At 34.6% G+C, this 13,678-nt stretch carries 7 protein-coding genes; 2 read left to right on the forward strand and 5 right to left on the reverse strand.

The window, feature by feature from the left end; translation table 11 throughout:
- Position 1 precedes the first annotated feature (1 nt).
- From J2W48_RS00435 to mutY, 3 genes are read right to left on the reverse strand one after another with little or no spacing between them, the layout of a single operon-like run.
- Positions 2 to 1,300: a gliding motility-associated protein GldE gene (locus J2W48_RS00435; protein ID WP_310276408.1), complete on the reverse strand. Its 1,299-nt coding sequence runs from the start codon at positions 1,298 to 1,300 to the stop codon at positions 2 to 4.
- Between the two features lie 23 nt (positions 1,301 to 1,323).
- A complete protein-coding gene (locus J2W48_RS00440; RefSeq protein WP_310276412.1) occupies positions 1,324 to 1,764 on the reverse strand; it encodes a single-stranded DNA-binding protein in 441 nt (146 codons plus the stop codon).
- Positions 1,765 to 1,802: 38 nt separating this feature from the next.
- Entirely contained in the window at positions 1,803 to 2,849 is a 1,047-nt protein-coding gene (gene mutY / locus J2W48_RS00445; protein WP_310276415.1) for an A/G-specific adenine glycosylase, read from the reverse strand.
- Positions 2,850 to 2,978: 129 nt separating this feature from the next.
- Between mutY and J2W48_RS00450 the strand changes: the two genes are divergently transcribed.
- A complete protein-coding gene (locus J2W48_RS00450) occupies positions 2,979 to 3,281 on the forward strand; it encodes an HU family DNA-binding protein (protein ID WP_255347995.1) in 303 nt (100 codons plus the stop codon).
- A gap of 383 nt (positions 3,282 to 3,664) precedes the next feature.
- A complete protein-coding gene (locus J2W48_RS00455; RefSeq protein WP_310276418.1) occupies positions 3,665 to 5,209 on the forward strand; it encodes an Rne/Rng family ribonuclease in 1,545 nt (514 codons plus the stop codon).
- Positions 5,210 to 5,468: 259 nt separating this feature from the next.
- Here J2W48_RS00455 and pbpC read toward each other — a convergent pair whose 3' ends face one another.
- Positions 5,469 to 7,844, reverse strand: coding sequence for a penicillin-binding protein 1C (gene pbpC / locus J2W48_RS00460; protein ID WP_310277888.1), 2,376 nt, complete (start codon positions 7,842 to 7,844; stop codon positions 5,469 to 5,471).
- 71 nt (positions 7,845 to 7,915) lie between these two features.
- Entirely contained in the window at positions 7,916 to 13,591 is a 5,676-nt protein-coding gene (locus tag J2W48_RS00465) for an alpha-2-macroglobulin family protein (protein ID WP_310276421.1), read from the reverse strand.
- Positions 13,592 to 13,678: the final 87 nt, after the last annotated feature.

Here is a 13,678-nt window from a genome sequence, read left to right on the forward strand (position 1 = left end):
ATTATTCTATTGTTACTTTTATTTGTTTTACACGCTTTTTATCAACTGCTTCTATAGTAAAAATGCAGTTTTCAAAAGTTATTTTTTGGTCTTTTTTAGGAAAATTCCCCAGAACCTCTAAAATAAATCCCGCCAGCGTTTCGGCCTCGCCTTTATGAGATTCAAAAATATCTTCATCAACATCAACAATCCTGTAAAAATCTTTCATGTTGATTTTCCCTTCAAAAAGAAAGTTTTTATCATCAATCTGAGAAAAATTTAAATGTTCATCGTCAAATTCATCGCTAATATCTCCTACAATTTCTTCGATTACATCTTCTAAAGAAACTAATCCCGATGTTCCTCCATATTCATCAACCACAATTGCCATGTGACTTTTGAGGTTTTGAAAATCCTTCAATAAATTATCCAGCTTTTTATTTTCAGGAACAAAAAATGCTTCCCTGATTAAGGAAGTCCAGTCAAACTCTTTTTTATCAATATGAGGCAGTAAATCTTTCACAAACAAAACACCTTCAATCTGATCAATATGGTCGCGATAAACAGGAATTCTTGAAAAACCCTTTTCGATTATTTTTGGATATATCGTCGAAAACGATTCGGATATTTCTAATGCAAAAATATCAATCCTTGGACTCATTACCTGTTTCGTATCGGTATTTCCAAAGGAAACAATTCCTTCTAATATTTTTTGCTCTTCACTTGAAGTTCCTTCCGAATCTGTTAACTCTAAAGCTTGCGAGAGCTGATCGACAGAAAAATTATTTTTTTGTTTTCCTAATTTATCGTGCAAATATAAGGTAATCCTGCGCATAGGTAAACTAACCGGAGAAAGCAGTGTGTCTAAAAATGCAATTGGATATACTACACGTTCTACAAATTTTTTATTGTTTCGGGTGGCGTATACCTTAGGCAAGACCTCTCCAAATAATAAAATCAGAAATGTAACAAGAGTAACTTCCAAAATAAATTTGAAAGCCGGAGAACTAATATCGACAAAAATGTTTCTTCCTACAAACGAAAATAAAATCACAACACCAATGTTAGCTAAATTATTGGTTACTAATAATGTTGCGAGGAGTTTTTTGGGTTTCTCTAAAAGTCTGGAGATTATTTTTCCTTTCTGGATATTCTTCTGTAATGCATCATCTAAATCTTTTTGCGATAATGAAAAAAATGCAACCTCGGCACCGGAAACAATTGCTGCTAAAAAAAGTAAAAAAAGTATTCCGACAAAACCAATAATTAAATCAGTGTCTAATAATGCTGTATTCAAAAATAAACTGGGCTCCGGGTCCAAATCAAAAAGAATTAGTTAAACAATTAAAAAGGCAAATCATTTATAGGTAAGCCTTCATTAGTCGCGTCAAAGTTAGTGTTTTTTAATGATTCTGAATCGTGGTTTTGTTTCTGGTTTCCTGTGTCTTTTTTGGTAGTCAGGAAGGTAAATTCTGTTACCTGAATTTCGGTTGTGTATTTGGTCGTTCCATCTTCAGCCTGCCATTGACGCGACTTTATCCGGCCTTCAATATATATTTTATCTCCTTTTGATAAATATTTCTCGCAAATTTCAGCTGCTTTATTACGTACTACTAAATTATGCCATTCTGTAGAAGTTATTTTTTCATTAGTGGTTTTATTGATATAAACTTCATTAGTTGCTAACTGAAAACGACCAATACAATTTCCGCCATCAAAATAATGCATTTTTATATCATCGCCCAGATGGCCAATCAACATCACTTTATTTAATGTTCCGTTCATATTATATCATTTGTAGTTGTATCAAAGATACATTTTTCTTAACACTTTATTTCTTCCTTTTCGATAAAATTGTAGATCACAACCGGAAAAGGAAATGTTTTTAAATCCTCTTTATTTATACCGTTTTCAATTAATTCATTTATTTTAATTTTCCAAAACTGAATATGCAAATGCTGATGCGAGAGTTTATGTATCAAAGTTGCATCAGAACATTCTTCTATACTATTAATTGTATACTTAGAAAAAATTTCATTTTGAACTGTTTTTGAAACGAGATTGAAATCGGCAATTCCCGGAGCTTCCAGTAATGGAAATTCATATAAATTATGCCAAATCCCTTTTGAAGTACGTTTTTGAATCAAAGTATTCCCTAAAATATCTTCTAAAATCAAATAATTAAAGAACCTGTTTGTTACTTTTAATTTCTTTGATTTTACAGGTAACAAGTTCACTTTCTTTTTTTGCAATGCCAGACAACTGCCATTAAAAACACAAACCGGACAATCGGGATTTTTAGGAACACATTGCAAAGCACCAAATTCCATTATCGCCTGATTGAAAATAGCCGGATTATCCTTTGGTATTAAATCTTGGGCGAGTGCTGTAAATTCCTTTTTGGCAGCCGACACAGAAATATCAGATTCAATATCAAAATAACGAGATAAGACCCTAAAAACATTTCCATCTACAACGGGAACAACTTCATTATACGAAAAAGAAGCGATTGCAGCAGCAGTATATTCACCCACTCCATTCAGCAGTAACAACTCTTTATAAGTAGGCGGAAAAATTCCATTTAATTCATTTGCTACATATTGAGCAGTTTTATGCAGATTTCTGGCCCTTGAATAATATCCTAATCCCTGCCAAAGTTTTAAAACTTTCTCTTCATCGGCATTTGCCAAATCAAACACTGTAGGAAATTCCTTTGTAAATGAGTAAAAATAAGGCATTCCCTGCGCCACACGAGTCTGTTGCAACATAATTTCTGATAGCCAAATCAGGTACGGATTAGTCGTATTTCGCCATGGCAAATCACGTTTGTTTTGTAAATACCAACCTATCAATCTGTTATGAAAATTCATTGAAAAATACTTAGAATACAAAAGTAAATGTTTATGTAATTAAAATTTAACGAATTAGCTTGATTAATTATTTTTTTAATTCCTATATTTGCAAACTCAAAAAAATAGTACATCATTTATAAAATAAAAATAGGAAAGAAAATGACGAAAGCAGATATCGTAGCGAAAATTTCAGAGAAATTAGGTCTTGAAAAAGGAGATGTTCAGGCAACAGTAGAAACTTTTATGGAAGAGGTTAAAACTTCTTTGGAAACTGGAGACAATGTTTACTTAAGAGGTTTTGGAAGTTTCATCGTAAAAACCAGAGCTGAAAAAACAGGAAGAAACATCTCTAAAAATACCACAATCAAAATTCCTGCACACAATATTCCTGCTTTTAAACCTGCAAAAGTTTTTGTAGAGGGGGTAAAAACAAATAACGAAGCAAAATAATACTATTAATTAATCATAAAATCGATACGATATGCCAAGTGGTAAAAAAAGAAAGAGACATAAGGTAGCTACTCACAAAAGAAAGAAAAGAGCGAGAGCTAACCGTCACAAAAAGAAAAAGTAGTTTTAAACTACTTTTTTCTTTTTAAACGTTCATTGAAATTGAAAAAAGATGAAAGAGTGAGAAAAAAGAACAAAGACTTGAAAAGTCTGTTTTCTTTAATCTATTCTCTATTAATCTTCTTTTCCCCGGGTCCAATACCTGTTAAAATATTGTTTAATCCATCCTTGTAGAAGTTGATGGTTTTGGTTTTTGGTTTTTGGTTATTACCAACAACTATCAACAAACAACCCACAACCTATTCACGGATAAAAATTTACAAATGAATAAAGAATTAATCATTCGATCAAGTTCAGATTTCGTAGATTTTGCCTTATTAAAAGATGGAAAACTAATTGAATTACACAAAGAAGAAGAAAAAAGCAACTTTCAGGTTGGTGATATTTTTATTGCCAAGATACGAAAACCAGTTGCCGGACTTAATGCTGCTTTTGTAAACGTAGGCTTCGAAAAAGATGCCTTTTTACATTATCATGATTTAGGACCTAACTTAGCTTCCCAACTGAAATTCATAAAACTTGTAAGCGCAGGTAAAATAAAAGATTTCTCCCTAAAAACCTTTCAGTTTGAAAAAGAGATTGACAAAGATGGCACCATTACTGATATTTTAAGTGCCAATCAATCTGTTTTAGTCCAAGTTGTTAAAGAACCTATATCTACCAAAGGTCCAAGAATAAGCGCTGAGCTTTCATTGGCAGGAAGATTTATTGTTCTCGTTCCGTTTTCTGACCGCGTTTCTATTTCACAAAAAATAGAAGACAAAAAAGAAAAGGATCGTCTAAAAAAACTTGTACTATCTGTCAAACCAAAAGGATTTGGCGTTATTGTTCGCACAGTAGCCGAAGGCAAAAATACAGCCGAATTAGAAAAAGATTTGCAGAACCTGCTAAGCAGATGGACTGCAATGTGTAAAAAATTACCAACTGCTCATCATCCGTCAAAAGTATTAGGAGAGCTCAACAGGGCTTCTTCAATATTAAGAGATGTATTCAATGATACCTTTAGTGGTATCCAAATAGATGATGAAGAGTTGTACCATCAAACGAAGGATTACCTGCAGGAAATTGCACCTTCAAAACAATCAATTGTGAAGTTTTATCAATCAAACGACACTCCGATTTTTGAGAAATACAATATAGAGAGACAAATCAAAACTTCTTTTGGAAGAACGGTTTCTATGAGCAAAGGCGCTTATCTTATCATCGAACACACCGAAGCTCTTCACGTTATCGACGTAAACAGCGGAAATCGTTCGAATAAAGCGACTAATCAGGAAGATACTGCCATGGAAGTCAATATGATTGCTGCTGCTGAAATTGCCAGACAATTGCGTTTGCGAGATATGGGCGGAATAATCGTAATTGATTTTATCGATATGTCTAATCCTGAAAACAGGAAGGTTTTGTTCGACTTCTTGCGAGAAGAAATGAGCGACGATAAAGCAAAGCATAAAATCTTACCGCCTAGTAAATTTGGTTTGGTTCAAATTACCAGACAACGTGTAAGACCAGAAGTAAATATTAAAACCAGAGAAGAAGATCCAAACAATGAAAATGGCGAAATTGAAGCGCCAATTTTAATCATTGATAAAATCGCACTGGATTTAGACAGACTTTTAAAAACCCACAAAAGTGTTGTGCTTAATGTACATCCGTTTGTGGCTGCATACCTCAGCAAAGGTTTTCCATCCTTACGTTCAAAATGGTTTTTTGAACATAAGAAATGGGTGAAAATCATACCTCGTGACGCTTACACGTACTTAGAATATCATTTCTACGATAAAAAAGGAAATGTTATTTCAGAATAAATAAAAACCGCCTCTCGAAAGACTGGCGGTTTTTTTATGCGTTATTGCGAAAAAACAAATTAACAAATTAGATTTTCAGGAGCTATTTCCAGCTATCCGCTTATATCTTTTTATCCGCAAAAATAAGCAGGTAAAAAGGATACCGCTCCTATCTGGGCCAGGGATTTTGTTTTCTAAAAAACATTATATTAAAATCTGACGCTGGCCAGTGATGATAAAAGAGTTTATACTCAAATAAAAATCATGTAACCAATCACAATTACTCCCTTACAATTTCTATTTTCCTTCTGATTTCATTACCAAAAGCATCTACAACCGTGATATAATGTACTCCGGAACCTGGAGTAATAGGCAATTCATGAAACGTTTTGGTTGTTGCTTTAAAAACATTATCCACATACCAGAACAATTCTTTATCCCTTTCAGAATAGGCCACTTTCAAAATTACAGGCTGTACTTCGCTGTTAAAATTTTTCGTTAGATAAATTTTACTATTCGTTTTAGGGTAAATAAAATCCATAGTTTTAGATTGAATTCCTTCGCAGCCTTCTTTAAAAGGTGGCAAAGGCAAATATTCAATATGCTGACTTTTATAATACCACGCCATGACTGGAGGCAGAACAAACCAACTTCTGGTCACGATGTTATCCACGCTTTCACAACTGCTATTCACCTGAAATCGCTCTGTTTTATCTAAATGTACTGTTTTATGATACGGGCAAACCACCGTTGATTTTCCTTTTTTAGGAACCCATTGTTTAATTTTTGGACATTCATCTTTAGCCAGATAACCACTTAAACGGCAAACCTCAACTTCATCCAAATCCTTATATGGTGTTTGAAACCATTTTTTTCTGGGCAACAAATTAAAAACATCAAATAAAATAGGAGCTGCACTTGTAACTCCGGTCAAGGTTGGTCTTCCTTCACCTGTTGCATTTCCAACCCAAATTCCAACAACATATCTTGAATTTGTTCCTATCGCCCATGCATCACGATTTCCAAAACTTGTCCCAGTTTTCCAGGCAATTTTTAATGAACTGTCATAAAATTTCCAGGCTTCATCTCCTTCCGGCCTGTTGACTTGTTCCATCGCATTATAAACAAGCCAAATTGAACCTGCTCCTAGAATATTCTTCTGATTACTTTCATTTCCAAAATCAGCCTCGAAATCATTTTTAAAATTTAATTCTGTGAACTCTTTAGTTCTGTAGTTTCCATTGCTTTTATTAAAATAATTTACTGTCGAAGATAAATTGGCATACGTACGGCATAAATCCCATAAATTACTTTCTGCGCCACCCAAAATAAGGGATAATCCATAATGATCTGGAGCTTTATTAATGTCCTTTAATTTAAATTTTTGCAATTCTTCGTAAAATTTATTCACACCAAAATCCTGCAGCATTAAAACCGCAGGAATATTTAATGAACGCGACAAAGCCCTGTGAGCAGGAACAGCACCATCGAATGTGAGATTAAAATTCTGCGGTGTATATCCTGCAATTTGAGTTGGAGTATCAGCTATTAAAGTATTCGGTAATAATTCCCCATCATCTAACATCCCGGCATATAAAAGTGGTTTTAAAATACTTCCGGTACTTCTTGGTGCACCAATAATATCCACATCTTTTTGATGTTCATTATCCGTTGGCGCATTACCCACGTAGCTCATTACATTCCGATTCGAAACATCAATTACTAAAATGGCCAGATTATGCACTTCATTCTGCCTGTACTGGTTGTAATAATATTTTGCAATTTGATTTACCCGGTTTTGCAGCGTATATTCAACAGTTGTTTTTATACGCATTCCTTCTGCATTTTTAACAACTCGCTGTAATAAATGAGGTGCAATTTGAGGAAGATCATAAGGTTGTTTAGGTAATTGTTCTTCTATAGAAAGCTCATACGTCTGTCGGTCAATAATTCCTTCCTGATTCAATTTCAATAGAAGACGATTTCGTTTTGCTAATAATTTAATCTGATTTTTTCCCGGATAAATTAAACTTGGAGCATTAGGTAAAACAGCCAAAGTAGCATTTTCCGCCCAGGACAATTGGTTCGATTGCACACCAAAATAACGCCAGGAAGCCATTTCTAAACCAACGACATTTCCTCCAAAAGGAGCATGAGCAGCATACAACTCTAAAATTTCATTTTTAGAATAGCTCAACTCAAGCCTTGTAGACAGAATAATTTCTATAATTTTCTCAAAATACGTTCTGTCTTTTCCTTTTCTGGACAATCTGATAACCTGCTGTGTCAACGTACTTCCTCCCCTAACCACTTTTCCGGCCTTTCTATTTTGTTTAAAAGCATTTACCATTGCAACAGGATTAAAACCGGGATGTTTATAGAAATATTCATCTTCAAAATAAACAATACATTTTTTGAATTTTTCCGGCACGCTATCCTGTGCAGGAAAACGCCATTGTCCGTCTCTGGCAATTTTCGCACCAAGCAATTCTCCTTCCTTGCTTTCAATTACCGTTGAATATGGTTCCTGAAATAACGTTCGGGGGATAGAAAAATAATAAATCAGCAAGAGCAGTAATGCAATTGCTGATTTTATTTTATTCTTTTTAATCCAATTTATAATGCGTTGTGAGAACGCTATTAATTTATTTTTCAAAGTAATCGAATTATTTTTTTCATATCCTAACACAGGTTTTTTTAACCTGTTAGGATACATAATTTAAAATACTACTTCACCACCTCAACCCAGAATCCTTTTGTTCTGGCTAAGAACGTATTATCGTACATCGCTTCACATTGTAAGCCCGGAAAATAATAATTCCCTAAATAAGAAGCATTTAGCAGGATTCTGAATACTTTCGTTTCTCCTGCTTTCATTCCAAAGTAGAAATTAGTTCTGTCGTCACGAATATCAATATAATCTGCGATATTGTTTGTTGTGTCCCCATAATCGGTAAAGCGGGTATTCACAATTTCGAATCCTGAAGGCAGAATTTGGGATAATGCCACATTTTGAATACTTTCGTTTCGCTGATTTTTAACCGTAACTTCACCTATAAATTCAGTTCCCTGATTAATTTTTGAAACATTAATAATACTTCCTTTTCTGTTTTTGAAAACAATATTGGCCGAAACATTACTCTGAGTTGCATTTTCCTGACCAATTGGTAAAATTCCTGTATTCAATACACGAACATAAATAGTATTGTTTTTATTGTTTTTTAAAGTAATGCTGTTTGATCCTGCTGTAACAGCTAAATTTCTGTCTGCAATTGTTTTTTGAGTGTTTATTGTTTCGCCTTTTCCATTTTTACCAAACTGAATATTAATTCCTTTAGGACCATTATTGACTGCAAATTTAGACATCGCATATAAGCAATAAGCAGTAGTTTGCGTACTCATCCACTGATTATTTGACATTTCTTTGGCTAATTTTGTTGCCATCACAAATGCTTTTTGCTTTTGTCCTAAAAGCAACATTGTTTCTAATGACATCGCTCTGTTTCTTTCACCTGAACCATAATAGTAATAGCTGTAATTACCAGATTCTTCAATTGTACTGTGCATCAATAAATTTAATCCGGCCGATTTTTGTCCAGCTAAAGCATAAGCTGCAGCTAAACGCAATTTACTTTCATTTGAAATACCTTTTGTTTCCCGTAATCTGTTCATCGAAGATAAATCAGCATTGTTGGATAAGGCTAATGTGTATAATCGATAAGCCTGCGCTAAATCATTACCATATCTTTGTTCAAAACGCCATTGTTTTGCTTCTCTTTGCTGGTAGGAAAGCCATTTTGATTTAAAGTTAATGGGTAAAACATATCCTTTTTTCTCAGCTTCAATCAGGAAATGCCCTGCATAAGAAGTTCCCCAATCATCGGCAATTGTATTTCCCTGCCAATAAGACAATCCGCCATTTGACAATTGAAAACTTCCTAACCTCGTAATTCCGGCAGTAATATTTTTTTGAATGATTCCTTTGCGTGTTACATCTAAATCAACTACATCATTCAAAAACAATTGTGGAAAAACAGATGAAGTAGTCTGTTCAACACAACCGTGCGGATATTGAATCAGATATTGCAATCTTCCATTCAAATTGATTGTCGGCATTGATGAAACTTCCAATCTGGCCTTATTGCTTCCAGAAACCCCAAAAGTTTTCCATGAAATTGTTTTGGTGCTATTTGGAGGTAAAATCACATCGGTAAAAGTATTCGTAACCGGATTTGGATTCGTCATATCAATTTCCACATCATAAACCGATTTTTGATTACCCGAAGTTGCGATAATTTGTACTTTACCAATTCCTGTGACCGAGCCAACCACTAAATTAAAATATGCCATTTTTTCGTCAGGTTGTGCAAAAGTCAGTTTTTGAGTTGCACTCCCCACCACTTTCAATCCATTATTTGTTTTAATCTGAATCGTAACATTTTTAATATTCATTTCAGTTGCAAAAACCGTAACCGGAATGGTCACTTTTTCTGAAGGTGATATTTTTCTCGGCAATGAAGCTAATACCATCAACGGACTACGAACTGGTGTTGCTTTTTCTACACTTCCATAAGCACTTGTTGCAGCGTCACCGGCAACAACCATAGTTCTAACCGAGCCAATGTATTTTGGCAGTTTTAACTGATGCGACTTGGTTTGTCCTTTATCTAGCTTAAACGGCCCATAATACAACACGACTGGTTTAAAACGATTGGCTTTCTTGGCTTTTCCTCCACCTAAGTCCTGATCTCCCCCAATACTGAAAATCTGATTTATCTTTCCGCCGTAAGCACCAATTACATCATCATAAATATCCCATGTTTTTACACCCAAAGCTTCCCGGACGTAAAAACTATCCCAGGCATTTGGTGTTTTAAAACGGGTTAAATCCAACAAACCTTCATCAACAACAGCAATGGTATAGGTCATTTCTTTACCGGTTGTTTCACTAACCTTAACCGTAAATGGTTGTTCTGGTTTTAAAACATCCGGCATAACAAGTTTAGGTGCCAGAATAGTGTTTTTATCAACGACTTCAATCGGAACGATACCATACATACGAATTGGAGAATCATTTTTGGTTGAAGCGTGTGGCTGTAATAATGTAATATTGAAATATACATTTGGTGCCATTGCCGAAGTTATCGGAACTTCTACTTTTGTTTCTCCTTTCTGTGTTTTTGCCCAAATAGTCTGAACTACTTTTGATCCGTTTTCTATTGAAATCAAAGCGCGTCCGCCTTCACTTGAAGGGAAAGAAATTTGCGCTTTTTCGCCTACTGCATAATTTTTCTTATCTGTAGAAAACACTAACATATTTGCTGTTGAAGCATCTCTGTTACGTGTTTTTCCGGACCAAATTGGCCAATCAATATTTACCGTTAATGCCGTAGCGTGACCATCAGCATTATCTGAAACACGAATTAAATAACGTCCCCATTCTTCATCGGTTAACGAGAACTGAACACTTCCTCTTCCACCGGAATCTGTATTAATTCGATACGTTTTATAAGAAGTTGTGGCGTTCGAAGAATTATAGTTTGATAAATTATCACTCGAAGCATCCCACCACCAGCGCCAATCGACTTTATACACTTTTATTTCCAAATCTTTTACCGGCTTAGGTTTTCCGTTTTCATCAACCGTTACAATATCAAAACGGTTCATGGTTCTGGTCTCCAGCATCCCATATTTATTCGGCTCAGGTGATTTTATCCCTACATAGGTTTTAAAAGGCGAATAAGTAGTAGAAATGACATCGGTACTAAAATCACCTCCCTCTTCATATACTTTAGTAATGAATGAAGCACGAAGCATTCCCGGCGCCTGACCTTGCAATTTTGGTTCAATGTTTACTGAAGCTCTTCCGCTTTCATTTAGTTTTCCGGAGAAAACATTTATTTCTTCTGAACTAAACTGACGTACTAAATCGTCAAAATTAAATTTCTCATAGCCTTTAAAAGTAGTAGTCCGCTGTGTAAACTTTGCCTGCATTTCCACATTCAGATTTTTGGCAATTGCACCATGAAGCCAGACAACTTCAAGGTTACTCGTATTTGGATACGAAGATGAAAGTGTCTTTCTGGAAAAGTTATTTTTTATTTTTAAACGATTTGGTTTGATAGTTTCGATTTTGATACTCTTGTAAAATTTAGCACCACCAACGCTCACCATCGCTTCCCAATTTCCTGTTGGCGCATCTGCACTTGTTGGAACTGTAAAGGCATAATGATTCAATTCATTAGTTTTTACAATCGTTTGATAAGTGGTTTTACCGTTAGGATCATTTAATCTGAATTTGATTGGATGTGATTTTGGAAGTTTATTCGATGCATCATTTAAAATAAAAGACAAATACAAATTATCTCCTGGACGCCAAACGCCTCGTTCACCGTAAATAAATCCTTTTAAGCCTTTTTGCAGGGTTTCGCCCGCAACATCAAAATTACTGACAGATAAAGAAAATCCGTCATCCAGCTTCACGTAACTCGATTGATCCCCTAACGAAACAATGGCAAAATAGGCGAATTTATCCAGCTCAAATGAAGCAATCCCTTCGCTACTTGTGGTTCCTGTTGTTATTTTTTGCTGTTGATAATTATACAAATCGACTCTGGCATTCGAAACAGGTTCTGTAGTTACAATATTATTTACAGCAAATAAATACGATCTGTTCTCGCCTCTTTTTGCAATAACCCCTAAATCTGTAGCCAGTACATTAGTCGCAATTCTTGCATTGTAATAATAAGACCCTGAACACGGATCCTGGCTTTCTCTCCAGTCGTAATCATCATAATAGTAGTCATCATACGAATTTTCACTATAATTTACGTCATTCTCATCGGCCTCTTCTTCCTCATCCTGACCCTCTTCTGAAGTTTCACATTTGTATAAGGAATACTTCTTTTTATATACAAATTCTACCCTGTAAATTGCTCCGGGTTCTGTCTTGATAATTTTTGACAAATCTAATGCAAAAGTGTTCCATTTACTCGGATTTATCAATGTCTTTTCTTTTAAATCCAGCGTTGTTTTGGCAACTGGCTGTGCTACTTTCTTGAGATTTTGTGCCCCGTTTAACTCATTATACTGAAGAAACTGCAGAATATTGTTCTTGTAGATTTTATATACTTTTACATCAACCGCACTTAGGTTTACAGCTTCAAAATTCAGTTTCAGATTATTTGAACTTGGCAAAATAGTTCCGTTTTTAACAAAGCGGATACTTGGCTTAATTTGATCAAATGAAATTTTCTCGCTGTAATTTTCAGCCATTTTTTTACCATACTGACTTTCAATTCCCTGAAAAATTTCAAGCAATAATTCGCCGCTCACAGTTTGCACCGGCTCAGATTCCTCAACTTCTTCTTCCTGCTCTTCTGGTTCAGCTACAGCCATAGCAGCACTATCAACCACAACACTTGATGAGTCAACTGCAACAACTGCTGTATCAGCAACCTGGACCGTAACTTCAGTTTCATGAACAACTCTCTGAACTGACTTTTTTTCATTGTTAAAATACACTTTCAGAACATTCCCCTGTGTCGAAAATTTTAAATTATTGGTATTTTGTATAGCAACCAATCCTTTAAAATCCTGCCCTTTTTCTAAGGGTTCTGAAAAATTAATCAAAACCGACTGATTATTACCTTCCGGAATTTCTACTTTTACAACTTTAAATTCATTAATACTTGTAATCGAAAAATCCATTTGCCCTTTCTGATCAATATCAAAATCGCTTCCGTCATACACTATTTCTAAATTTGATACTTCTGAAAATCGCTGGATACTGTCAATTATAAAATTGAATTCTTTACCGGAACCTGATTTTTTTTCAAACTTAATTTTCAGGTTGTTTCCTTTTTGATTGGCTAAAACTAACTTTTTTGCCGTTTCAATATCAATATTATCGGCTGTCTTCAAAACACAATTCAGGTATTGATATTCTTTATTATACGATTGGATATCTTTAGTATCGATAACAAAATCCTGTTTGATGGTTTTAACCGTAAAATTAAATTTAGAAAGTTCTTTTTCTTTCTCTTTCGGAAGCACGATGATTTTATCTAAATTTAGAGTAACCTGATATTCTGTTCCTGCTTCCAGCTTTTTTTCAGGGATAAAAGCAACTGTATTCGTTGAAAGTGCCACCACTTTCCCGTCAACGCTTGGTGAAATATCGAACAAATCATTGTCTAAAACCTGATTAGCCTTCCACTCTTTTTTATCGAAAGCCAAAACCACCCGAATATCCGAGTCCGAAGAAACTATACCGCCGGTAAAACTGGTTATATACTCTTTAAATAATGAAAAATCAGAATTAAAATCTGCAGCGGATTTTTTGCCGCAGGATTGAAAAATAAAAAACACACAAAACACGAGAACCAATCCTTTTGTTTTCACTTTATTTAGAGTTAATGGTTAACAAATTCAAATAATAAACACAAATATTTAACTTTCACAGTTAAAAACATAATTAGCAAAATACTA

Source organism: Flavobacterium piscis, assembly GCF_031457575.1.
Classification (GTDB): domain Bacteria; phylum Bacteroidota; class Bacteroidia; order Flavobacteriales; family Flavobacteriaceae; genus Flavobacterium; species Flavobacterium piscis_A.

Coding starts and splice junctions, on each gene's coding strand:
- J2W48_RS00440 (WP_310276412.1), bottom strand. CDS start 1,764: ATGAACGGAACATTAAATAAAGTGATGTTGATTGGCCATCTGGGCGAT.
- mutY (WP_310276415.1), bottom strand. CDS start 2,849: ATGAATTTTCATAACAGATTGATAGGTTGGTATTTACAAAACAAACGT.
- J2W48_RS00455 (WP_310276418.1), top strand. CDS start 3,665: ATGAATAAAGAATTAATCATTCGATCAAGTTCAGATTTCGTAGATTTT.